Consider the following 21,336-nt stretch of genomic DNA (forward strand, 5'->3'; position numbering starts at 1 on the left):
TGGAAATGTGGTCAACCGGAAGCAGAAAGGCCATCATCCCTTTTTTTCTTAAATCTGTCGAAAAAGGCATGAACGTGGGGGACCTGGGGTGTGGAGATGGCTATGGTTCCTATTTGCTTCATCAAAATGGGTACAACGTCACAGGTATGGATTTCTCTGAAAAAATGGTTGAAATTGCGAAACACCATGAAATGAAAAATTTGCGATTCATTCAAGGTGATCTCATTCAGCTTCCCTTCAATGACAATGAACTTGGAGCTGTGATGGCGATTAATTCAATTGAATGGACTGAATCCCCATTACAGGCTCTGACTGAACTTGAAAGAGTAGTAATGAAGGGTGGATACATATGTATAGGTCTGCTCGGACCAACGGCCCACCCAAGGGATAATGCTTATCCAAGACTGCTGGGGGAAGAAGCGATCTGCAATACGATGATGCCGTGGGAATTAGAGAGACTGGCAGAAGATAAAGGCTGGAAAAAGATTGATGAAGAATGGGTCTATAAAAAAGGTGTCGCTGAATCTCTGACCAAATCACTAACCAATGAGCTGAAGCAGGCACTTACGTTCATGACCCTGTTTATGTTCAGATTATAAGAGGAAAAAGCAATTCCTCTCTTCAATAAAGGATGAGTTGATTGAGTCCTTTTCTTGTAATGATGCAAATGATTCGTTTGACGAAAGGAGATTCACATGTTTGATCCGACAGCATTTGATAACTTGAAAGTGGTCGTAGAGGGTGCAGTATATGACTTGGACCTATCAGGGGAGATTACCATCCTCGACAGAAGAGATTTATTCGACTTTGCCCATTATGAGCGAACATATGTGATCCAATTCAGTTTGCCGCATCAGGCAGAAAGCTCAGTCACACTCCACCTGAAGGCGGATACGGGTCACTTTTTAGCTGAGAGGAAAGGGATTGCTGAAAAGAATTGGGCAGGGGCTGAAATCGAATTCACATACAATGGTAGCGATAACCTTGTTCATTCGAAAAAAGAACTTGAATCCGCCTGGGGGACCGATAAGAGCTGGGAGTGGGTGAATATTTACTCTTCCCTTCGTCCGGCAAGTGTCCAGGGAATTCTCCGGTTTAACAGGGTTATTACAGAAGAAATGGTGGATGACATTCTTCAAATGGTATCGTTCTCCGTGGAGACACTGGACATGTTAGATTGAGTTTTTGGTGATAGTTCCTAAAATGATGTGGAAGAACCGAATAAGGGGGAAATTCAGATGAGGATTGCGTGGGTGACCGATAGCACGGCATATATTGAAAACTTATCAACATGTAAAGAAAAGGATATATATGTAGTTCCTATGATAATACTTTTTGGAGAGAAAGAATTTAAAGATGGTATTGATCTTTCGCCTCAACAATTATTTGAAAAGTTGAAAGAAGAAAAAGTGGAAGTGAAAACGTCCCAGCCATCGATCGGAACATTCAAGGAATTGTATGAAGAACTTGCTGAAAGCTATGATCATATATTCTCCATTCATGTTTCCTCCCATTTCAGCGGTACTTTATCTTCTGCCCATCAGGCTGCTGAATTGCTTAAAGAAAAGGTTCCCTTCATAACATGCATCGATTCGAAGACTTTGACTTATCCATTAACCGAACTCATTGAATATGGACAAACCCTTCAAATGAAAGGAAAATCGATCGAAGAGATTACTGAGACACTGGAATATAAAATCAAAAGCCGTGAAGTGTTTGTTATGGTGGGCAGCCTCGAACAACTGCATAAGAGCGGCAGAATGAACGGGTTATCCTTCTTTCTGGGGAGCATGTTGAATATTAAACCAATTCTTTCTATATCGGATGGAAAGTTAGAAGTGAAAGATAAAGTTAGAAGCATCAATAAAGGTTTGAGCAAGATGAGCCAAATGCTAAGAGATGCTTCTCAAATAAAAAAAATAAAAAAGGTTTCGATTCTGCATGGTTTGAATCATGACGAGGCGGAAGACTGGCTGAGACAATTAAAGGCAAGTTACCCTGACATGGAATTTGGTGCCTATCCACTCGGTGCTGTCATCGATGTACATGCAGGGGCAAACACAATTGGAATCAGCTGGGCCGAGGAGTTAGAAGGATAAACAATAATGAGGTGACATATAAGTTCTAATCTTATATGTCATCTCCTTTATTCTTTTATTGGGCTCTATTTTTGATACAATAGGTGTGAAAGGTGATGATGACGTGGTCAGACCGGAAATTGAAGAGTTAAAGAGTATATTGAAAAGAGTATACAAGAATGAGTCGACAGGACATGACTGGTATCACCTGGAACGTGTTAGAAAAAACGCTCTATTGATTGCGGAGAAAGAACAAATATCACATACATATATAATTGAGGCGGCTGCTTTACTTCATGATGTACCAGATGAAAAGCTCACATCCTCTGAAGAAGAAGGAAACCAAAGGCTGAATGGATTCATCTCACTGCTTTCATTGGAAGATGACGAGAAAGCGGAGTTACTTGGTATCATTCACTCTATCTCTTATAAAGGCGGACACGAAAAGCAGTTGACTTCACTAAACGCGAAGATTGTCAGGGATGCTGACAGACTGGATGCCATTGGGGCGATCGGGATTGCCAGGACATTTGCTTATGGCGGAAGTATAGGTCAGTCCTTATATGACCCGGAGATCGGAATTAGGCCACATATGACCCTTGGGGAGTATAGAAAAGGAAAAAGTACAAGCATCCATCATTTTTATGAGAAACTATTAAAGTTAAAAAATTTGATGTGCACAGAAACAGGAAAAAAACTTGCTGAAGAAAGGCATATGTATATGCTTGAATTTTTAGAGCAATTCAATAAGGAATGGAATGGTCAAGAATGAGAATGTTAACAGCAGAAAGCTTGTCAAAATCTTATGGGGAAAAGTCTTTATTTGACGGTATCTCCTTTTCCATCAATGAAAAGGAGAGGGTTGGCCTGATCGGTGTAAATGGGACTGGTAAATCGAGTCTGTTAAAGCTGATTGCGGGGATCGAAGAATATGATAGCGGCAATATCATGGCACCAGGTGATTATCAAATCTCCTACTTACCCCAGGACCCGGAATTCAACGGGGAATTGAGTGTCATCGGGGAAGTTTTCCGCGGCGAGGCAAAAGTCATAAGGGCAATGAGGGAATATGAGACAGCTTTAGTAGACATGGAAAGGAATCCTGAAAGCGGCTCCTCACAAGAAAGGTTATTTGAAGCACAAAAACAGATGGATCTCCTGCATGCATGGGAAGCGAATGCAAATGCTAAAGCGATTCTTACAAAACTGGGGATCTATGATTTCTCAAAAAAAATGAGGGAATTATCCGGAGGGCAAAAGAAAAGGGTCGCTCTTGCAGGGGTGCTGATAGAAACACCGGACCTCCTCATACTCGATGAACCGACTAACCACTTGGATTTTCAATCCATAAAATGGCTGGAAGATTACCTGGCGAAATATAACGGTTCGGTATTGCTTGTGACACATGACCGTTATTTTTTGGATAATGTCACGAACCGTACTTTTGAGCTTGATGGAGGAAAACTATATTCCTATAGTGGGAATTATGCTTCTTTCATTGAAGCAAAAGCGATGAGGGAGGAAACCGAGCGTCACATATCAGAAAAACAGCAGAACCTTTACCGTCGGGAGCTTCAATGGATGAGAAGAGGGGCAAAAGCGAGGACTACGAAGCAAAAAGCAAGGATACAGCGATTCGAAAACCTGGAAGATAATATGGCATCCGGTCCAAATAATGCCCAAGTCGAGATGGCAATCGGCGGGGACAGGCTTGGAAAACAGGTCTTCGAATTAAAAAATGCCACTAAGTCTTTCGATGGGAAAGTTATCTTGAATGATTTCAACTACTTGATCAAGCCTGGGGACCGAATCGGTGTAGTCGGAAAGAATGGAAGTGGGAAGTCGACATTCCTTAACCTGCTTGCTGGTATGGATAAACTTGATTCCGGCGAACTGGTCAAAGGCTTGACCGTAAAAATCGCTTATTATACCCAGGACCATGAGGAATTGGATGAAAATATGCGAATGGTTGAATATATAAGGGAAGCCGGTGAATTCATCACCACTGACAAAGGAGAACGAATCTCCGTAACATCTATGCTTGAGCGTTTTCTTTTTCCAATGAGCACACATGGGACGCTTATTCGCAAATTATCAGGTGGAGAGAAGAGAAGGCTGTTTCTTTTGAAATTGTTAATGGGTAAACCGAACGTCCTTCTGCTCGATGAACCAACGAACGATCTTGATACGGAAACACTAACTGTACTTGAAGATTATATTAATGATTTTTCAGGAGTTGTAGTGACTGTATCACATGACCGCTATTTCTTGGACAAAACCGCCGGGCAGCTCCTTGTATTTAACGGGGAAGGCGAGATTGGGTTATATTTTGGTGAATACACTTCATACTTGGAAGAGGCTGTATCAGAGAGTAAAAAGCAGGCAGCTGAGAAGAAGCAGGACACCGTCATTAAACAGACTTCCTCACAAGCAGAAAAAGAGAAAAAAAAGCTATCCTATATGGAGAAGCGTGAGTGGGATGAAATTGAAGGGAATATTGCTTCCATAGAAGAAGAATTGGAAAATGTGCAGGGAGAACTTCAATCTGTCGGGAGTAATTTTGAGCGCGCGCAAGAATTGATGAACGAAAGCCAAAGATTAAACAATGAGCTCGAGCGCTTAATTGAAAGATGGAGCTATCTCTCGGAGTATGCAGATTAATTCGCTTTGTTTTTAGGCTGAGGAATAACTGTGTTATGATGAAAAAAACAAGTGTTGGCAGAAAGGGGATCCAATGTGAAAATCGAATCGATTGAACCTACCCCCAGCCCGAATACGATGAAGGTTCTCTTGGACAGGGAACTTGAAGCTGGGAAGAGCAATAATTATAAAAAAGATCAGATGGAAGGTGCACCTTCAATTATAAAGGAAATTCTTCAGATTGAAGGGATCAAAGGAGTATATCATGTTGCAGATTTCCTTGCGGTTGAACGGAATGCGAAATTTGATTGGCAGGAGCTCCTTCCTCAAGTCCGTAAGGCATTTGGTGAAGAAACTCAAGAATCAGCGGCCCATTCCCAAATGGAGGAGCATTTTGGTGAAGTAAATGTGGCTGTACAGATGTTCAAGGGGATCCCGATGCAAGTGAAGGTCACAGACGGCGAAGAAGAGAAGAGGTTTTCTTTGCCAGGCCCCTTTATGGAGGCATTATCGAATGCCCAGCAGGAGGGAGACAACGTCGTTCTGCTAAGAAAGTGGAAAGAACACGGAGTAAGGTATGGTGATTTGGATGAGATCGGCAATGATGTCGTGGAGGAATTGATCGCCGCCTACCCTAGTACAAGGCTGGAAAGTCTGGCTCAACAAGCAAAGGAAAGCCGTACTGACGCTCAGCCTGTTCGTCGCAAAAAGCAAAAAATCACAATGGATGATTTGAATGCACCAGACTGGCAGTCCAGATACCAGAAACTTGAATCCATGGACGCACCCACCATCGAGGACCTTCCGCTTCTGGAAAAAGCACTGGAAGATGAAAAAGTTTCGATAAGACGTTTAGCAGTGGTCTATCTTGGCATGATTGAAGACGAACAAGTATTGCCGCTCTTATATAAAGGGATGCAGGATAAATCTGCTTCTGTACGTCGTACAGCAGGTGACTGCTTATCTGATCTTGGATTCAAGAAAGCGATGCACACGATGGTGCGCGCACTGGAAGATAAGAGTAAGCTGGTCAGATGGCGTGCTGCAATGTTCCTATACGAAGAAGGCGATGAAACAGCACTTCAGGGCTTGAAAGCTGCAGAAAACGACCCGGAATTCGAAGTCAAATTACAAGTCAAAATGGCTATTGAACGAATAGAAGGCGGAGAAGAGGCAAAAGGCTCCGTTTGGAAACAAATGACTGAAGCACGATTACATGACTGAAGGGATTCAGCAAATAATTATTAGGGGGAATTAGTGATGTCAATGGCATATGAAGAGTATATGAGACAACTGGTAAAACCGATGCGACAGGAGCTTGTACAAGCAGGATTCAAGGAACTGATTACAGATGAAGAAGTGGAGCATTTCATGGGGAATGCAGAAGGAACGACTTTAGTTGTTGTGAATTCCGTCTGCGGCTGTGCAGCCGGGCTTGCACGCCCTGCGGCTGCTCAATCCGTTATGAATAACGACAAGACCCCTGATCAGCTTGTGACTGTATTTGCAGGACAGGATAAAGAAGCAACGATGAAAATGAGAGAATATTTTGAGGGTTATGAGCCTTCATCACCTTCAATGGCGTTGTTAAAAGGAAGTAAAGTCGTTCATTTCATTCCAAGGGAAGAAATAGAAGATCATGAAATTTCAGCCATTATTTCAAACTTGACTTCTGCATTTGATGAACATTGCTAATAGATTGATAAGTCATCCTGGGGAACTCTTAATGGGTTCCCTCTTTCTATGGTATGATTGATGAAGGAACAAAATAAAAAGGAGACAACAATTGTGTTTGTAACGACATGCGGCAGAGCAAACGAAAATGTCATCAATGAGGCAATGCGAATCGCTTCTGAACTGAAGATTCCATATATCGAACGAGGGAAGAAATCACTTACTTATCAAATGAAAAAACAAGATCAAGATTGTGTTGTGGTCGGTAAAGAACGGCTGGAGCTTCATAGGAAAGGAAAGGACGACGAACCTTTTTTCTTTCATCCGAACTCAGCCTCATTCCGTATTAAAAGATTAATGCGGGGGGAAAAAGATCCTATGGTAGAAGCAGCAGGGCTTCAACAAGGGATGAACTTCCTTGATTGTACACTGGGCCTTGCTTCCGACAGCATTATCGCAAGCCACATTGTTGGCACTGAAGGATCTATTCAAGGAATGGAAGCAAATAAGTATATTGCTGCTATCATTGCGGAAGGTTTGAAAAATTGGACGTCGCCTCTTGCAGAGTTAAACGAAGCGATGAAAAGAATAGAAGTATCGCAGGGGAATTTTGAAAAAAGATTAAGGGAATGTGCAGATCAATCAATGGATGTAGTCTATTTCGATCCGATGTTTGAAGAAGGACTGACTGATTCAACCGGCTTAAATCCAATCAGAACCTGGGCTTCCTATACTCCAATTACCAAAGAAGTGATTGCGGAGGCAAAACGGGTGGCTAAGTATAAGGTGGTCATGAAAAATCATTATCAATCGCCCCTTTTTGAGGAGCATGGATTTGAAGTGATAAAAAGACCATCAGCCAAGTTTCACTTTGGAGTTATCAATTTGTAAAATGAAAAAAGGTATTGAGCAGAGTTAACAAAAAAGACAGGCCATTTAGATATGCCTGTCTGCCTTTTAGATTAGTCCGTGAAACCTAATACTACGAAATAACCTAATAGAAGTAAGTATCCAATATTAATCATAATTCCAGTATCCATTTAGTTATCCTCCTTACGAAATATCCTCTATAATATACTACCACAGAAATATTTTTATATCCTACAAAAAAATGAAACCTTTTTCACTTTTTGATCGTAATAAATAGTATAATAATAGAAGCAATACATAGGAAAGGACGTTATTTATGGCAATCTGGCTCAAAAAGTCGTTTTTTGTACTTATATCGATCCTTACATTCGGACTGGTTTCTCCTTCTCAAGTTTTCCTGAATGAAGAGGGACAAGCCCTTGCAAAAAGCAATGGAAAAGCCTCAACTGTGGAAAGAGCAGAAGAAGATGTCATCGAAGAAGAGGCCATCTTTACAAGAGAAGATTTTCTGGAGCACATCATGGAGCTGGCAGAACAAAATGCCTATGTGAAATTCGGTACGAAAATCAAGCCCGCAATTGAAGATGAATTTAGAACCGTAATCCTTCCAAAAATGGAATATGCCATTGAGCAAACCTCCTTGCAGTATGGAGATGAAGATCTATCCAATCTGGTGATCTCTGAAGTACCCCAATATGCAAAGACGGAAAAGATTTTCCACATATACGATAAAAGATCCGGTGAAGATATCATCCGATTTCATGTAAGGAAGGATCATCCCCCTAAAGATGGATATTATTTTAACTTTCACTATCACACTGTGCATGACGATTTTCAAGCACATCATGATTTAGGAAGCATCTTTTGGGCTAAAAACACTCCGCCGCAGTGGATGACAGTATCATAATCTGCCTTTACATATTAAAAGCACACTTTTTGGTGTGCTTTTTTTATTGGAGCAGTGGCGACTGATACATAGAGACCACAGAATTGGAAAGAATCAATCCTAAAAAGTCTATTGATATTATGGTAGAATAGTATTATCTAAGCACTTCTTAAATTCGGAGGTTCTTTACATGAAACGGGCATCTATATTCCTCCTCATTATTATTGCTTCCTTCATCATCTGGAAGCAAACGCAGGCAAGTTACAGCGGTATATTATTAAAACACTCTTCCATTCAATCCAGTCTGCAACTACAATCACAAGAACATTTGGGAAATATTATCCTGCTTCCGGAGACCGACTTTGATAAAAGCGAAGCAAAAGGAATTATACGTAGGCTTGATCATATTCCGCCACATTTGCTGAGTGCGGTGGAAAGCGAGGAAATAAAAGTCCGGTTGTTCGAAAAAAAATTAACGGACTTTTCTTCTACAAGTCACTTGAAAGGTGTGACCCCAAGAGGGTACACTAATAAAAGTACTACCTGGGATGACTTGCCGGGAATTGGCGGATCAAAACTAGTTCTTATAAAAATCGGTCATAGCCAAAAAGGCATGGGACATGACTCCATCAATTTGGAATTGCATGAACTTGCCCATAGCATAGACAGATATATCGTTAATGAACCTTATTCAGAAATGGCGTTTATGCAGGTTTGGAAGAGGGAAGCTCCCCTTTTATTCCCCGGTCGATCATACTTCATTGATTATCAGGAAGAATATTATGCCGAAACATTTGCCATGTATTATTTCAGTTCAGATTCAAGGAATCTATTAAAAAGAAAAGCTCCATCCACTTATCAATATTTTAAGTCTCTGGACTGATATAAAGGCTGATTCGGGCCCGAAAAGACAGCAGGAGATTAATTCTTCTGCTGTCAGCACTATTAGATACATAATACATCATACAGAATTCAAACTCAGAGAAGGAGTGATGAAGTTGATACACCCCGAAAACGCTTATCTGGATATGTGCCGTCATGTCCTGGAGAATGGCTTCAAAAAAGAGGATCGAACAGGGACTGGCACTCTTTCAGTCTTCGGTTATCAAATGAGATTTGATTTAAGAGAAGGTTTCCCTCTCCTGACAACAAAGCGCATTCCATTCAGGCTTGTTGCCAGTGAATTGTTGTGGTTTATCAAAGGAGACACGAACATTCGTTATTTGCTTCAGCACAACAATAATATCTGGAATGAATGGGCATTTAAGAATTGGGTGGAAAGTTCAGATTATTCCGGACCTGATATGAAAGATTTTGGGCTGAGAAGCCAGAGCGATGAAAAATTTAATAGGCAGTATCAAGAGGAAATGAAACATTTTAAAGAGCGTATCCTTAATGATGAGGAATTTGCCTCTAAATATGGAGAGTTAGGACCGGTTTATGGGAAACAATGGAGAGCTTGGGAAACGACACAAGGTGGGACAATCGATCAGTTAAAAGATTTGATTGAAGAAATAAAAGTTAATCCTGACTCTAGAAGGCTGATTTTATCCAGTTGGTCTCCTGAGTTTATCCCTATGATGGGTTTGCCGCCTTGTCATACACTGTTTCAATTTTATGTGGCGGATGGAAAGTTAAGCTGCCAGCTATATCAGCGCAGCGGGGATATTTTCCTTGGAATCCCGTTCAATATATCAAGTTATGCCCTCTTGACTCACTTGATTGCCCATGAATGCGGACTTGAACCAGGGGATTTTATCCATACTATTGGAGACGCACATATTTATACCAATCATATTGAGCAAATTGAAACCCAGCTTGACCGGGAGCCAAAAACATTTCCTCAATTAAGGTTGAACAGTGCGGTGAAATCGGTTTTTGATTTTGAAATGAATGACATTGAATTGGAAGGATATGACCCTCACCCCTCTATCAAAGCACCAGTTGCTGTATAGTGAGGAAATCAGTCACCCATTCACTTTGAAAGCCCGGAAAAGATCCGGGTGTTTATTGAAAGGGGAAGAGAAGATATGCTCTCTTTTATTGTAGCAATGGATTCGAAATCAGCTATTGGGAAAAACAATGAACTTCCTTGGCACCTTCCTGCCGATCTTGCTTTTTTTAAACAAGTCACAATGGGCAAACCGATCGTGATGGGGAGAAAAACCCATGAATCAATCGGGAAAGCGCTGCCGGGAAGAGAAAATATTGTACTCACAAGAGATGAACAGTATAAGTCAAAAGATTGTTTCATCATACATTCACCTTCAGAGATTACTGACATTGAAAATCGTTTGGATGATGAGTTATTTGTGATTGGCGGTGCGGAAATTTTTAAAGAAATGTTTCCATTAGCCGACCGTCTTTTTATCACGAGGATTGAAGGGGATTTTGGGGGAGATACATTCTTTCCTTCATTCAACCAAGAGGAGTGGGACTTAGTAAGTAAGGAAAAGGGCCCCAGAGATGATAAAAACCCATATGATTATTACTTCATGATTTATGACCGAAAGCAATGAATAGAGACAAGAAAGGTACTGTTCGCGGACAGTACCTTTCTTGTAAGTTAAACATATAATAAGATACAAAAATACATGCAGCTGCTTCCTGCCAATACGAATAAATGCCAGATTGCGTGGTTGTAAGGCAGTTTATTCCATACATAGAAGACTGCACCGATGGAATACATGATGCCGCCTGCTAATAAAAGCAAAAATCCTTCAGCTGTCAAACTTACATAAAGTGGCTTAACCGCAATGATGACAAGCCAGCCCATAACTAGATAGAATAGAGTCGATACAATCTGGAAACGCTGTACGAAATAACATTTGAACACGATTCCTATGAGAGCAAGACCCCAGACAATTCCAAAAAGGGTCCAGCCCAATGAGCTTCGTACACTTACAAGCATAAGAGGGGTGTATGTACCTGCAATCAAGATGTAAATCGCTGCATGATCAAGGATGGCGAAAAGATTTTTGATCTTTGACGGCTTAATACTATGCAGCAGCGTTGAAAACAGATACAGAATGATCATCGAAGCGCCGAATATGGAAAAACTGACGATGTGCCATGTTGAGCCCTTATCAATAGAAAAAATGATCAGCATGACCAAAGCTGGGATACTTAATAACAAACCGATACCATGTGTAATGGCATTGGCTATTTCTTCTTTCCAATTTGAATAATCAAAGTCATATGTCAAGGAAAAACACCCTTTCAGTTTACGTGTGTAAATATTGTGTATTTATCGTAATCCTCTTTTCCAAATCCTGCAACTGATTTGCGGAGGATTCTTGTATTTATATATATTTTCGGTTAATGTCTTGATAAGAAAAACAAATTACTATATAGAGGTGATCCTATGTGTGGAAGATTTTCACTGACGACCCCCCTTGAAGAAATTATAAAACAATTTTTGATAGATGATTATATCGAGGAAATAACACCGAGATATAATATTGCTCCATCTCAGAAAGTATTATCCTTAATTTCCCACAATGGTTCTCGCAAAGCGGGAGAAACAAGGTGGGGGCTTGTTCCGAGCTGGGCGGATATAAATAAATGGAAGCCCCTGATAAATGGGAGAAGTGAAACGCTTTTAGAAAAACCAAGCTTTCGCTCATTGGTTCATAAGAAGAGAATGGTCATCGTTTCAGATGGATTTTACGAATGGAAGCAAGAGGACGAAGGCAAAGTACCCGTCCGCTTTCAGCTCCGAAGTGAAAAACCATTTGTGTTCGCAGGACTTTGGGACAGAACCAGTGATGGACAGGTAACATCCACAATTCTCACAACGAAAGCAAATAACCTTATACATCCTGTACATAATAGAATGCCTATCATGCTGAAGGATGATAAAGAGATAGAAAAATGGCTTAACACTGACAAATACTCATTTGAAGAAGCGTCCGTCATATTGAGATCATTTCCTGAAGATGAAATGAAAAGTTACAAGGTATCGAAACTGGTGAATTCACCTAAAAATGACATGGAGGAATGTATCAACCCTGCTTGAAAATGTTTCAATGCTGCATGTCACAATCTCCTATAATGATATAAATTTAATAAATATAATTGAAAACAGAGTAGTCGCATCAAGAATCATCAACCCCCTCCCAAGGTTAGAAAAAATAAAAATTTTTTGCAGAATTAGACATTTTATGCATGCTTAATGCGGTATAATAGGTATATAAACGGGTAAAAAAGAGGATTGATACTTTGCTGACAAAAACCATTGAGTTCAAATCAAAGTATGGAAGGAAAGTCAAAATCTTAGAAGTTCCTGTATTAAAGGAAGACAGCCCGCTCTATTTTAGAGTCAATCTTAAACTGAATGCGTTCATTTCAAAAATCCTGAAAGAACAAACCCTTAAAACGGCATACAGTTTTAGAGACTACTTAAAAAACACTATCAAATGGTCAGACTACGAACAAATTTATCACTCGGAGGAACTGAGAAATAATGCATGATCCAACCCACCAGGGGAAAAGTCCAAAGTTCACCCAACTTTGGACTTTTCCCTTTCTTTTTGGGTAGAATACTGCTATTTGTGATTTTCAGTTGTTGATTGCAGTGCAAGATGAAGACTCCTGCCGGGAAGTGGCCAAAGTGAGACCATAACTATTTAAATCCTGACTCTTTAACGTTATAATACAAGGGATATGGTAGAAGGATGTGGCGAAATTGACTAAAATTAAAATAGTGACAGATTCAACAGTAGATTTAACAGAAAAAGAAATAAGTGACTTGAACATTCATATTGTTCCCCTCTCAATCACAATCGATGGAGAAACATATATAGATAGGATTGATTTGAGCCCTTCAAGCTTTTTGGAGAAAATGAAAGCCTCAGAGGAATTACCTAAAAGTTCACAGCCGCCTGCAGGAGCCTTTCTCGAATTGTACGATGAGTTGGGTAAAGATGGTTCGGAAGTTCTTTCGATCCATATGACAGGCAACATGAGCGGGACGGTACGTTCAGCAGAATCAGCAGCAGAAATGTCCTCTACTTCAGTAACGGTGATAGATTCAAGATTCATTTCCAGGGGTCTCGCCTTCCAGGTAATTGAAGCAGCGAAACTTGCCAAAAATGGTAAATCACTTGAAGAGATCCTGCATTCCATTGAGAATATCCGTAAGAATACGAATTTGTTCGTAGTTGTTGATACGTTGGAAAACCTCGTGAAAGGTGGAAGAATTGGAAAAGGGAAGGCAATGATCGGATCCCTTCTTAATATTAAACCGATTGCATCTTTAGCTGGAGGAGAATATACCCCGGTGGCAAAGGTGCGGAGCCATTCCCAGGTGGTGAAATATTTATCGTCGCAATTCGTTGAAGACGTCAAGGGCAAAACGATTAGCGGAGTAGGACTTGTACATGTTGACGGCATGAAGCTTGCACAGAACCTCAAGAATAAAATCATAGAAAAAACCGGATTTGAAGATTTTGAAATAGCCGAAACTACACCAATCATCAGCACCCATACGGGTATCGGAGCGATCGGGTTCATGTATTATACAGATTAAGGCAGTTAAACGGCGGGGGCTTGACTCCGCCTTTTTTGATCATTTGAGATAGAGGAGTTCTGTGTCCTCATTTATGATTCAATTTTTCACTTAATTACATATACTAAAGTAAATAAGTGATGGCTATCTGACTTGTTCTCCATTTATGGCAGAAGAGCCGGCACTTTACAATTCGTTTATGTATTCTTAACAAAGGTTTTAAGGATATGTTGTAGTGATATAATAAGATTATATAGTAAGCGGGGTGAAGCGGATGAAGAAAATAGCATTCTTCGTGCTTGCTTTTGTTCTTCTCTTAACTGGCTGTTCGTTGGAAGAAGCTGCAGAACACGTAACACGGGAAGTATCCTTGTGGGATAAAGAAAACCCAAACGAAAACTTCATACCAAAAAACTTGAAAATCGTATCAATCGGGGATTCTCTTACTCAAGGGGTTGGGGACAGTACGAAAAGCGGAGGATATGTTCCATATCTTGAGAATCATCTCGAAGCATTGGATGGTATAAATAATGCACAGTTTCATAATTATGGTATTAAGGGTAATCGTACGGATCAGCTGCTTAAACGGCTGAAAGAAGACAAAGTGAAAAGGTCGATTGAAGAATCCGATATTGTTATGATTACGATTGGCGGAAATGATGTGATGAAAATTTTCAGGGAAAATCTTTCACATTTAAGCTTGGAAGTATTCCAAGAAGAAAAACGCTTGTATCAAAATAGGCTGAATGACATTATGAAAACAATAAAAAGTTATAATCCCAATGCAGGGGTTGTACTTGTAGGACTTTATAATCCTTTTAATACCTGGTTTTCTGATGTCGATGAAGTGAATCAGATCATCCGTAACTGGAACAGTGCCAGTGAACAGGTATTGAGCAGCTATGACAAAACGCTATTTATAAAGATTGATGATTTATTCATCGATAGTGGAGATACTCTTTTATACGAAGATTATTTTCATCCAAACGATGAAGGGTATAAATTAATCGCAGACCGGATGTTTACCAGCCTTTCACAAGGGGAAACAATTGCAAGACTGACAAATTAACCATATTTAGTTAGAAGAGGAGAAGCCAGCATGAAGAACAAATGGAAGGTAGCTTTCATTGCCTTGTCAGGAGCATTGATAATTGTTGCAGTTATAATCCTGATGATGGTGTTTGCTCCTATAAAGGATGACGAGTTACCAGACAATAAGTCAGATACCAATAGTGAGGTCGGATTTGACGTGCGTTCGAATAAACATGACCTCAATCTTATCATTGAGCACTATATTGAAGAAGAAGGACTTAAAGGTCCAGTGGATTATGATGTACAGTTAAAAGATGATGTGGAATTACACGGGTCAGTCCCGGTATTCACGTCCAACATTGATTTCGAACTTAAATTCGAGCCTCAGGCGTTAAAAAATGGAAATATCCTTCTCAAACAGAAATCGATTTCAGTCGGCTCCCTGAACTTACCGGTTTCTTATGTATTGAAAGTCATCAGGGATTCTTATAACTTTCCTGAATGGGTAAAGATACAGCCAAACGATGAATTGATCTATGTGTCACTGCAGGATATGGAGCTGAAGAGTGATATTAAAGTCAGGGCAAAGGAATTTGATTTAGAAAAAGATAATATCAGGTTCCGTCTTTTAGTGCCTGTCGATCAGGCTCAATAAGGTAAGAAAAGGATGACCGAGACCTGGGTCATCCTTTTCTATTATCCTTTTAATAACAGGACCTCAAGTTCAGGTGTACCCTCAGCCAATCCCGCTGCCACGAGGGTATACGGTTGATTGGCGTTCAGTTTCACATTCGGGATATCCAGGATCTTATCTTTCGTTCCTGCCTTCCTGGCTTCCAGATTAACGGTCATTGGTGTGAGAATTAAGTAATCGGATACCTGTTTAAAAGTGATATCTGAAAAGACGGTGTCTCCACCCTTGACACCGATATCAACTGCAGGGGTATCAGGTGAAAGGTGAACGAACCTTAACTTTGTTTCGCCTCTCGGAACAGATGGTTCATCAATGTAAGGAAGCAGCTGCAGTTTATTTGAATTTCCTGCGGCAGCAAAAGTATAAATTGTTCCGGGTTCTATTTTTACTTTTTTACTGATCAAAGTACTGACGCCTGTTCCTGCAGGGTAAATATCGATGTGATATTTACCTGCAGGAAGTGTCAGGTAATCACTGATATCTTTAAAGTTGACATCTCTTAAAACACGATTTGTATTTATATATATATCCACATTTGGAATATCCGGTACAGCATGAAGCAGTCTGATATAGGATGGCTGGCTGGAAAGTTTCATTTCCCTCTCTTGTGACATAAGGGCGAAATTCATATACTTCAGATGCTTTTGATAATAATGGATGTGGATGGAAGGGTTACTGTATTTATAATACCCGGCAAGTAAATCGTATAAAGCTGCTTTATTTAGGAAATCCTGTTGTTTACTCATTACTTTCTCCCCTTTAATCTTTCTCGCAACAATAGATTATGCATCAGAGGTGAAATGGTGAAAATACCCATGTAAAGGTAAGGAAGTTTATTTTTTTGAAAATAGGAAATATTTCTTGAATTTTTGTTTTGAGTATGGGATAATAGTATTAACTTAATGAAAGCGGGTGATGTGATATGAGTAATCTAATGAGAATAAATAATCGAGCACTGTTTAAAAAAAGAAAAGTCTCTGCATGTCAACCAACCGCTTTATTCGGAAAGTCTTTTTAGTGGTCTCTTTAACCCTGAAAGTCTAAAATCCGTTGGCGTGCAGAGCGCAAACGGATTTTTTAATTTTAGGGAGGATTCACATTTGAATATAGTGAGAACACATTTATTTAAAAGTAAGCTTGAATCATTTAAAGATACGAATGACATGAGCATTCAAAATCTCGGAAGAGTCGTGACCGAGCAAAAAGGAGCATATATGGTCATGACAGAGGACGGGGAAAGATTGTGTAAAATATCCGGTAAAATTCGATTTGAATCTGTAACCCGTGAAGACTTGCCTGCTGTTGGTGACTGGGTACTGATAAATGATGAAGGCTGTATCATTGAAAAAGTGCTGCCGAGAGCAAGTAAATTTTCAAGGAAGAAAGCAGGACTGGAAGCCGATGAGCAGATAATTGCTGCGAATATAGATACAATATTCATTCTTTCATCATTAAACGACGAATTAAACATAGGACGAATTGAACGTTATTTATTGCTATGCTGGGAAAGCGGGGCAAACCCGGTAGTCGTCTTGACGAAAGCCGATACTTGTAAAAATGGAGCTGAAAAAAGAAAAGAAGTGGAAGATAAGTTGTACGGAGTGAAAGTGATCACCATCAGCTCTATTACAAAAGAAGGAATGGAAGAGTTGGGTCCTTATTTAGAAATGGGAAAAACGGTTGCTCTAGTAGGTTCCTCAGGTGTAGGCAAATCGACCTTAACAAATAATCTTGTTGATGCAGTTGTCCAAAAGACGAAAGAAATCAGGGATGGTGATGATAAAGGGAGACATACGACGACCCATAGGGAATTATTCCTTTTGGAAAATGGGGCTTCCATTATTGATACACCAGGAATGAGAGAAATCCAATTGTGGCAAGGGCAGGGCGGGTTGACTACTCAATTCAGTGATATAAAGGAGCTGGCATACTCATGCAGATTCAAGGATTGCTCTCATGATGAAGAACCGGGCTGCAGGGTCAAAGAAGCGATTCTCTCAGGTGATCTTGATCTCAATCGATTAAGTCAATATCAAAAGCTGCAAAGGGAAATCGCGTATATGGACAGAAGAGGAAATAAAAGACTGGAATCACTTGAACGGAAAAAGTGGAAAAATATCGGAAAGCAAAGGAATTTGAAATAGTGAATGAAAAAGATTGATCCAATTGAAATGGATCAATCTTTTTCATTTAAGCTGCATTCTTTTTATTTTAACCTTTTATGAGTTAAAATCATCAACAAAGGGAAAAGTCAATATATCACTAAGAAAGGTTGATGATGATGCCGAATAGTAACAGTTTTCAAAAAGCAACATTCGCCGGAGGTTGTTTTTGGTGTATGGTAAAGCCTTTCGATGAACAGCCGGGCATTGAAAGTGTCACTTCCGGTTACACAGGCGGCACGATCCCGAACCCGACGTATAAGGAAGTATGTTCTGAGAAGACAGGACATTATGAAGCCGTTCAGATAGTATTTGATTCAGAGGAATTCCCATATGACAGGCTATTACAAGTCTTTTGGCAGCAAATCGATCCAACAGATCCGGGCGGGCAGTTTTTTGACAGGGGACATTCTTATAAGACAGCCATCTTCTACCATAATGATGAACAGAGGATACTGGCAGAGAAGTCAAAGAGTGAACTTGAACAATCAGGAAAATTCAGTAAACCGATTGTTACATCCATTCTGCCAGCCAAGGAATTTTATCCTGCAGAGAATTATCATCAGGATTATTATAAAAAGAATCCTGGACATTATCAGCGCTATAGTCTTGGCTCTGGCCGCGCAGCATTCATAAAGGAAAATTGGGGGGACAGAAATGAAAAATAAAGAAGAGTTGAAGAAAAAACTGACACCGATCCAGTACGATGTTACTCAGAATAATGGTACAGAGACACCTTTTAAAAATGAATATTGGAATCAATTTAGTGATGGTATATATGTGGATATCATTTCGGGTGAAGCGCTTTTCAGCTCGAAAGATAAGTATGATGCAGGGTGCGGCTGGCCGAGCTTTACGCAGCCGATTGATGAAGAAGAAATAAAAGAAAAGGACGATCGCAGCCATTTCATGGTTAGGACTGAAGTAAGAAGTAAGATAAGCGATTCCCATCTGGGTCATGTGTTTGATGACGGTCCGGGCCCGACAAAGCTGCGTTATTGCATAAATTCGGCTGCACTTCGGTTTATTCCATATAAAAAGCTGGATGAAGAAGGTTATGGAAAATATAAGAAATTATTTTGATATAGTTTATAAGTTGTGAGAACATTCACATATGTGCTAAAATGGAAACTGCATGTTTATTCATTTATACATATGTGTATATATTTTATATAGGAAGGTGAAGATCTTATGTTGAAAAAGCTATTCGGTATGAAAGAAGAAGCACCTAAAACTGTGATGGCTGCTGCACCATTGACAGGGACGGTCAAATCGCTGGAAGAAGTACCGGACCCTGTATTTTCTCAAAAAATGATGGGTGACGGTATCGCCATCGATCCGACAGACGGTAAAGTGGTTTCGCCGGTAGATGGTGAAATTATGCAGCTGTTCCCGACAAAACATGCTGTAGGAATTAAAGCAAAAAATGGAGCGGAAATCCTGATTCATATAGGACTTGAAACAGTATCCATGAACGGAGAAGGCTTCGAAGCCCATGTTTCAGAAGGATCTAAAGTAAGTAAAGGTGAAGCCCTGATTACATTTGACCTTCAATTAGTAAAAGAAAAAGCAAAAAGCACCATTACTCCAATCATTTTAACCAATGGTGACAATATGAGTGAATTGGTTAAGAAAGATGCCGTATCGGTCACGGCTGGACAAGAGGTTGTGTTGGAAATATCAGCTGACTAACGGAAAAAGGTGTGTACCTGCCGCCAGGAAGCGGAGGACACACCTTTTTTTATTCGTTTTTTGATGCCATTCCGCCGGATAAGATAAACTTCATCGCTTCCTCAGATTTAATATCAAGTATTTCGATATCTTCTTTTGGAATCAGGAACGTCACCCCTGCCACCTGAAATGTCTGGGGTATGTATACCGCAGCATGACCAGCAAGATCATTATGCAAATCATCGAGGTTTTCAGTCGTGATGAAACCGAGACACTTCATATTGGTTCCAGGCATCTTTACCAGAGCTACTTTTGTAAATGATTTCTTGTCACCTATAAAAGAATGGATGGTATCTTTAATGACAGAATAAATAGTCTTAACAAATGGGATCTTATTTAGCAGCCTGTCCGCCAGGCCGATGACGGCACCTATAATGAATTTCGTGGATAACCAGCCCAGCAGGGTTAATACGAATACGGTGGCAAGCAGTCCGATGCCAGGCACATAGTTTTCATTCAAATAAGGTTTCATCACATTTCCAAGCAGTCCATCCAGAAACTCAAACATTTTATACAGGACATAAACGACCAATATAATAGGTACAATTGTTAATATACCGTTTAAAAATGACTTAATAAACCACTTCATCTTTCTACTCCTCTACTTCTGACAATTTTCAAGTTACATAATCACAGTATAATAAAATGGCTGCGAGGTGAAAAGCTTTCTTTTTTGGGCAAAATGGGCAAATGCACAAACAGTGTCCGGGCACTTGACATACATTGACAATGTAAATAAAAAATGAGGAGAGATTTGTATGTATAAAGGTGCTGTTGAACCGAGTTATAATCAATGTTATCCGGGGTATGGTTATCCTGTTGGTGGAGCGGATTGCGGAAATAGTTTTGCCTTGATTGTCGTATTGTTTATTTTGTTAATCATCATCGGGGCTGTGTGTTACTGCGGTAAATAATAAAAAAGATGCTGGAATATAAGAGAAGTGCCGAAGCTGAATGCTTTGGCACTTTTTTTCGTGTACTGCGGTGAAAGCGAGCCGAAATTGGATAAAGCACCTGATGGTCCAACTGATGACCATCAGGTGCTTTTCTTGATTTTCAGATCTATATCTTGAAGCTGGCAACAAGCTCCTTCAGTTTTTCAGCTTGTTGAGAAAGTTCTGATGCACTTGCAGTGACTTCTTGCATGGCGGCAGATCCCTGTTCCGAAGCTGCTGCGGTTGTTTCAGTATTGGCTGCAGTTGCAGCTGCTATTTCATTTACTTGTGCGAATGAATCGGCCACTTCCTGACTTAAGTTAAGAGTAGCTTGAATATGATCTACCATTTCATCCACAACGATAGTTGTTTTATTCGTCTGACTTAAGATTCCCTCAAGTGAAGCATTTGTTTCATTGGTGATTTCCACTCCGGCGATAACTTCCTTCACACCCTCGGAGTTTTGCTTGATGATCACATTTACTTCCTCCTGAATGCTGTGTACGATTTCAGTAACGCCTTTTGCGGCTTTTTGTGATTGTTCAGCAAGCTTCCTTACTTCATCTGCAACTACTGCAAAGCCCCGGCCATGTTCACCTGCACGGGCGGCTTCGATAGCGGCATTCAAAGCAAGGAGATTTGTTTGTTCCGCTATTTCAGTGATGGTGCCGATAATCGTTGTAATTTGTGAAGAACGTTTTCCAAGTGCTTCGACTGTTTCACTGGTGCTGGCCATTGTTTCTTCAATATTCATCATTTTTGTAGAAGACGCTTGAACGGATTTTCCGCCTTTTTCGGCTGCGTTTCTCATATCATTAGCCGTCTGCTTCACTAATTCAGCCTGTTCGAAAAGGAAACGGGCTGCTTCTTCCAAGCTGTTCATCTTCTCGAATGAGCTTGACATCTTCATTGTTGTCTGGTCTGTACCGGCTGAGATTTCACTTGAGGTCTCAGCGATAGAAGTGATCGTCCTCGATGTTTCTTCGGCAGAAGCTAATAATTGCTGTGAGCTGGCTGAAACATTTTCAGCCATTCCTGAAACTTGTTTAACCAGGACGGCGATACCTTCGATGAGCTGGTTTGTATCTGAAGCGAGTCCAGCTAATTCATCTTTGGATTTAACTT

The 21,336-nt window shown here is 40.2% G+C and carries 26 protein-coding genes; 22 read left to right on the forward strand and 4 right to left on the reverse strand.

Features of this window, described 5'->3' with window-relative positions; all coding sequences use genetic code 11:
- From HP456_RS06375 to HP456_RS06430, 12 genes are all read left to right on the forward strand, one after another.
- A partial coding sequence (locus HP456_RS06375; protein ID WP_172249233.1) for a class I SAM-dependent methyltransferase occupies window positions 1-599 on the forward strand: 599 nt, incomplete at its 5' end.
- Between the two features lie 96 nt (window positions 600-695).
- Window positions 696-1,181 carry a hypothetical protein gene (locus tag HP456_RS06380; RefSeq protein WP_172249235.1) on the forward strand — a complete coding sequence of 162 codons (486 nt, stop codon included), beginning with the start codon at window positions 696-698 and terminating at the stop codon, window positions 1,179-1,181.
- A 57-nt stretch (window positions 1,182-1,238) separates the two neighbouring features.
- Window positions 1,239-2,099, forward strand: a complete 861-nt coding sequence (locus HP456_RS06385) for a fatty acid kinase binding subunit FakB (protein WP_172249236.1) — start codon at window positions 1,239-1,241, stop codon at window positions 2,097-2,099.
- Window positions 2,100-2,202: 103 nt separating this feature from the next.
- Window positions 2,203-2,850 carry an HD domain-containing protein gene (locus HP456_RS06390; protein WP_172249238.1) on the forward strand — a complete coding sequence of 216 codons (648 nt, stop codon included), beginning with the start codon at window positions 2,203-2,205 and terminating at the stop codon, window positions 2,848-2,850.
- Window positions 2,847-4,739, forward strand: a complete 1,893-nt coding sequence (locus tag HP456_RS06395; RefSeq protein WP_172249240.1) for an ABC-F family ATP-binding cassette domain-containing protein — start codon at window positions 2,847-2,849, stop codon at window positions 4,737-4,739. The genes HP456_RS06390 and HP456_RS06395 overlap by 4 nt, the downstream gene beginning before the upstream one ends.
- Before the next feature lie 75 nt (window positions 4,740-4,814).
- Window positions 4,815-5,942 (forward strand): conserved virulence factor C family protein, encoded by a 1,128-nt coding sequence (locus HP456_RS06400; RefSeq protein ID WP_172249242.1) that lies wholly within the window; start codon window positions 4,815-4,817, stop codon window positions 5,940-5,942.
- Between the two features lie 36 nt (window positions 5,943-5,978).
- Complete coding sequence (locus HP456_RS06405) at window positions 5,979-6,413, forward strand: BrxA/BrxB family bacilliredoxin (protein ID WP_172249244.1); 435 nt, start codon at window positions 5,979-5,981, stop codon at window positions 6,411-6,413.
- Window positions 6,414-6,506: 93 nt separating this feature from the next.
- The gene (locus tag HP456_RS06410) at window positions 6,507-7,283 is read left to right on the forward strand and encodes a class I SAM-dependent methyltransferase (RefSeq protein WP_172249246.1); all 777 of its coding nucleotides are present in this window, start codon (window positions 6,507-6,509) and stop codon (window positions 7,281-7,283) included.
- 295 nt (window positions 7,284-7,578) lie between these two features.
- The gene (locus tag HP456_RS06415; RefSeq protein ID WP_172249247.1) at window positions 7,579-8,169 is read left to right on the forward strand and encodes a YpjP family protein; all 591 of its coding nucleotides are present in this window, start codon (window positions 7,579-7,581) and stop codon (window positions 8,167-8,169) included.
- A gap of 169 nt (window positions 8,170-8,338) precedes the next feature.
- On the forward strand, window positions 8,339-9,031 hold the full coding sequence (locus tag HP456_RS06420) for an anthrax toxin lethal factor-related metalloendopeptidase (RefSeq protein WP_172249248.1): 693 nt from the start codon (window positions 8,339-8,341) through the stop codon (window positions 9,029-9,031).
- Window positions 9,032-9,140: 109 nt separating this feature from the next.
- Window positions 9,141-10,103, forward strand: coding sequence for a thymidylate synthase (locus HP456_RS06425; protein ID WP_172249249.1), 963 nt, complete (start codon window positions 9,141-9,143; stop codon window positions 10,101-10,103).
- A 75-nt stretch (window positions 10,104-10,178) separates the two neighbouring features.
- Complete coding sequence (locus tag HP456_RS06430) at window positions 10,179-10,667, forward strand: dihydrofolate reductase (protein ID WP_172249251.1); 489 nt, start codon at window positions 10,179-10,181, stop codon at window positions 10,665-10,667.
- A gap of 47 nt (window positions 10,668-10,714) precedes the next feature.
- On the opposite strand, the gene trhA is transcribed toward HP456_RS06430, so the two are convergent.
- Window positions 10,715-11,353, reverse strand: coding sequence for a PAQR family membrane homeostasis protein TrhA (gene trhA, locus HP456_RS06435; RefSeq protein WP_172249253.1), 639 nt, complete (start codon window positions 11,351-11,353; stop codon window positions 10,715-10,717).
- 159 nt (window positions 11,354-11,512) lie between these two features.
- Here trhA and HP456_RS06440 point away from each other — a divergent pair, with 159 nt between their 5' ends.
- From HP456_RS06440 to HP456_RS06460, 5 genes are all read left to right on the forward strand, one after another.
- Window positions 11,513-12,166 (forward strand): SOS response-associated peptidase, encoded by a 654-nt coding sequence (locus HP456_RS06440; protein WP_172249255.1) that lies wholly within the window; start codon window positions 11,513-11,515, stop codon window positions 12,164-12,166.
- 203 nt (window positions 12,167-12,369) lie between these two features.
- Window positions 12,370-12,621, forward strand: a complete 252-nt coding sequence (locus tag HP456_RS06445; protein WP_172249257.1) for a DUF2535 family protein — start codon at window positions 12,370-12,372, stop codon at window positions 12,619-12,621.
- A gap of 214 nt (window positions 12,622-12,835) precedes the next feature.
- Window positions 12,836-13,678 (forward strand): fatty acid kinase binding subunit FakB, encoded by an 843-nt coding sequence (locus HP456_RS06450; RefSeq protein WP_172249259.1) that lies wholly within the window; start codon window positions 12,836-12,838, stop codon window positions 13,676-13,678.
- 253 nt (window positions 13,679-13,931) lie between these two features.
- Window positions 13,932-14,726 (forward strand): SGNH/GDSL hydrolase family protein, encoded by a 795-nt coding sequence (locus HP456_RS06455; protein WP_172249260.1) that lies wholly within the window; start codon window positions 13,932-13,934, stop codon window positions 14,724-14,726.
- Between the two features lie 30 nt (window positions 14,727-14,756).
- Window positions 14,757-15,344 (forward strand): YpmS family protein, encoded by a 588-nt coding sequence (locus HP456_RS06460; protein WP_172249262.1) that lies wholly within the window; start codon window positions 14,757-14,759, stop codon window positions 15,342-15,344.
- A 41-nt stretch (window positions 15,345-15,385) separates the two neighbouring features.
- Here HP456_RS06460 and HP456_RS06465 read toward each other — a convergent pair whose 3' ends face one another.
- Window positions 15,386-16,129 carry a DUF4397 domain-containing protein gene (locus HP456_RS06465; protein ID WP_172249263.1) on the reverse strand — a complete coding sequence of 248 codons (744 nt, stop codon included), beginning with the start codon at window positions 16,127-16,129 and terminating at the stop codon, window positions 15,386-15,388.
- A 417-nt stretch (window positions 16,130-16,546) separates the two neighbouring features.
- Between HP456_RS06465 and rsgA the strand changes: the two genes are divergently transcribed.
- The 4 genes from rsgA to HP456_RS06485 all read left to right on the forward strand — a co-directional run bounded on the left by rsgA (window position 16,547) and on the right by HP456_RS06485 (window position 19,237).
- On the forward strand, window positions 16,547-17,527 hold the full coding sequence (gene rsgA, locus HP456_RS06470) for a ribosome small subunit-dependent GTPase A (protein WP_172249272.1): 981 nt from the start codon (window positions 16,547-16,549) through the stop codon (window positions 17,525-17,527).
- 194 nt (window positions 17,528-17,721) lie between these two features.
- Window positions 17,722-18,213, forward strand: coding sequence for a peptide-methionine (S)-S-oxide reductase MsrA (gene msrA, locus HP456_RS06475; RefSeq protein ID WP_246288807.1), 492 nt, complete (start codon window positions 17,722-17,724; stop codon window positions 18,211-18,213).
- Entirely contained in the window at window positions 18,203-18,628 is a 426-nt protein-coding gene (gene msrB, locus HP456_RS06480) for a peptide-methionine (R)-S-oxide reductase MsrB (RefSeq protein WP_172249265.1), read from the forward strand. The genes msrA and msrB overlap by 11 nt, the downstream gene beginning before the upstream one ends.
- A gap of 108 nt (window positions 18,629-18,736) precedes the next feature.
- Window positions 18,737-19,237 (forward strand): PTS sugar transporter subunit IIA, encoded by a 501-nt coding sequence (locus HP456_RS06485; RefSeq protein ID WP_172249267.1) that lies wholly within the window; start codon window positions 18,737-18,739, stop codon window positions 19,235-19,237.
- Window positions 19,238-19,286: 49 nt separating this feature from the next.
- Here the strand turns inward: HP456_RS06485 and HP456_RS06490 are convergent, their stop codons facing one another.
- Window positions 19,287-19,865 carry a DUF502 domain-containing protein gene (locus tag HP456_RS06490; protein WP_172249269.1) on the reverse strand — a complete coding sequence of 193 codons (579 nt, stop codon included), beginning with the start codon at window positions 19,863-19,865 and terminating at the stop codon, window positions 19,287-19,289.
- A gap of 169 nt (window positions 19,866-20,034) precedes the next feature.
- On the opposite strand from HP456_RS06490, the gene HP456_RS06495 reads away from it, so the two are divergent.
- The gene (locus HP456_RS06495) at window positions 20,035-20,190 is read left to right on the forward strand and encodes a YjcZ family sporulation protein (protein ID WP_172249270.1); all 156 of its coding nucleotides are present in this window, start codon (window positions 20,035-20,037) and stop codon (window positions 20,188-20,190) included.
- A gap of 148 nt (window positions 20,191-20,338) precedes the next feature.
- Here the strand turns inward: HP456_RS06495 and HP456_RS06500 are convergent.
- The coding region (locus tag HP456_RS06500; RefSeq protein WP_246288809.1) for a methyl-accepting chemotaxis protein at window positions 20,339-21,336 on the reverse strand (998 nt) is incomplete at its 5' end.

The sequence above is a fragment of the Bacillus haikouensis genome (genome assembly GCF_013179555.1).
Taxonomy (GTDB): domain Bacteria; phylum Bacillota; class Bacilli; order Bacillales; family Bacillaceae_B; genus Rossellomorea; species Rossellomorea haikouensis_A.

Excerpts from the sequence above, each read along its gene's own strand:
- HP456_RS06380 (WP_172249235.1), top strand. The coding sequence starts at position 696 with ATGTTTGATCCGACAGCATTTGATAACTTGAAAGTGGTCGTAGAGGGT.
- HP456_RS06385 (WP_172249236.1), top strand. The coding sequence starts at position 1,239 with ATGAGGATTGCGTGGGTGACCGATAGCACGGCATATATTGAAAACTTA.
- HP456_RS06395 (WP_172249240.1), top strand. The coding sequence starts at position 2,847 with ATGAGAATGTTAACAGCAGAAAGCTTGTCAAAATCTTATGGGGAAAAG.
- HP456_RS06405 (WP_172249244.1), top strand. The coding sequence starts at position 5,979 with ATGTCAATGGCATATGAAGAGTATATGAGACAACTGGTAAAACCGATG.
- HP456_RS06415 (WP_172249247.1), top strand. The coding sequence starts at position 7,579 with ATGGCAATCTGGCTCAAAAAGTCGTTTTTTGTACTTATATCGATCCTT.
- HP456_RS06420 (WP_172249248.1), top strand. The coding sequence starts at position 8,339 with ATGAAACGGGCATCTATATTCCTCCTCATTATTATTGCTTCCTTCATC.
- HP456_RS06425 (WP_172249249.1), top strand. The coding sequence starts at position 9,141 with ATGAAGTTGATACACCCCGAAAACGCTTATCTGGATATGTGCCGTCAT.
- HP456_RS06430 (WP_172249251.1), top strand. The coding sequence starts at position 10,179 with ATGCTCTCTTTTATTGTAGCAATGGATTCGAAATCAGCTATTGGGAAA.
- HP456_RS06440 (WP_172249255.1), top strand. The coding sequence starts at position 11,513 with ATGTGTGGAAGATTTTCACTGACGACCCCCCTTGAAGAAATTATAAAA.
- HP456_RS06455 (WP_172249260.1), top strand. The coding sequence starts at position 13,932 with ATGAAGAAAATAGCATTCTTCGTGCTTGCTTTTGTTCTTCTCTTAACT.
- HP456_RS06460 (WP_172249262.1), top strand. The coding sequence starts at position 14,757 with ATGAAGAACAAATGGAAGGTAGCTTTCATTGCCTTGTCAGGAGCATTG.
- HP456_RS06465 (WP_172249263.1), bottom strand. The coding sequence starts at position 16,129 with ATGAGTAAACAACAGGATTTCCTAAATAAAGCAGCTTTATACGATTTA.
- rsgA (WP_172249272.1), top strand. The coding sequence starts at position 16,547 with ATGAGCATTCAAAATCTCGGAAGAGTCGTGACCGAGCAAAAAGGAGCA.
- msrA (WP_246288807.1), top strand. The coding sequence starts at position 17,722 with ATGGTAAAGCCTTTCGATGAACAGCCGGGCATTGAAAGTGTCACTTCC.
- msrB (WP_172249265.1), top strand. The coding sequence starts at position 18,203 with ATGAAAAATAAAGAAGAGTTGAAGAAAAAACTGACACCGATCCAGTAC.
- HP456_RS06485 (WP_172249267.1), top strand. The coding sequence starts at position 18,737 with ATGTTGAAAAAGCTATTCGGTATGAAAGAAGAAGCACCTAAAACTGTG.
- HP456_RS06490 (WP_172249269.1), bottom strand. The coding sequence starts at position 19,865 with ATGAAGTGGTTTATTAAGTCATTTTTAAACGGTATATTAACAATTGTA.
- HP456_RS06495 (WP_172249270.1), top strand. The coding sequence starts at position 20,035 with ATGTATAAAGGTGCTGTTGAACCGAGTTATAATCAATGTTATCCGGGG.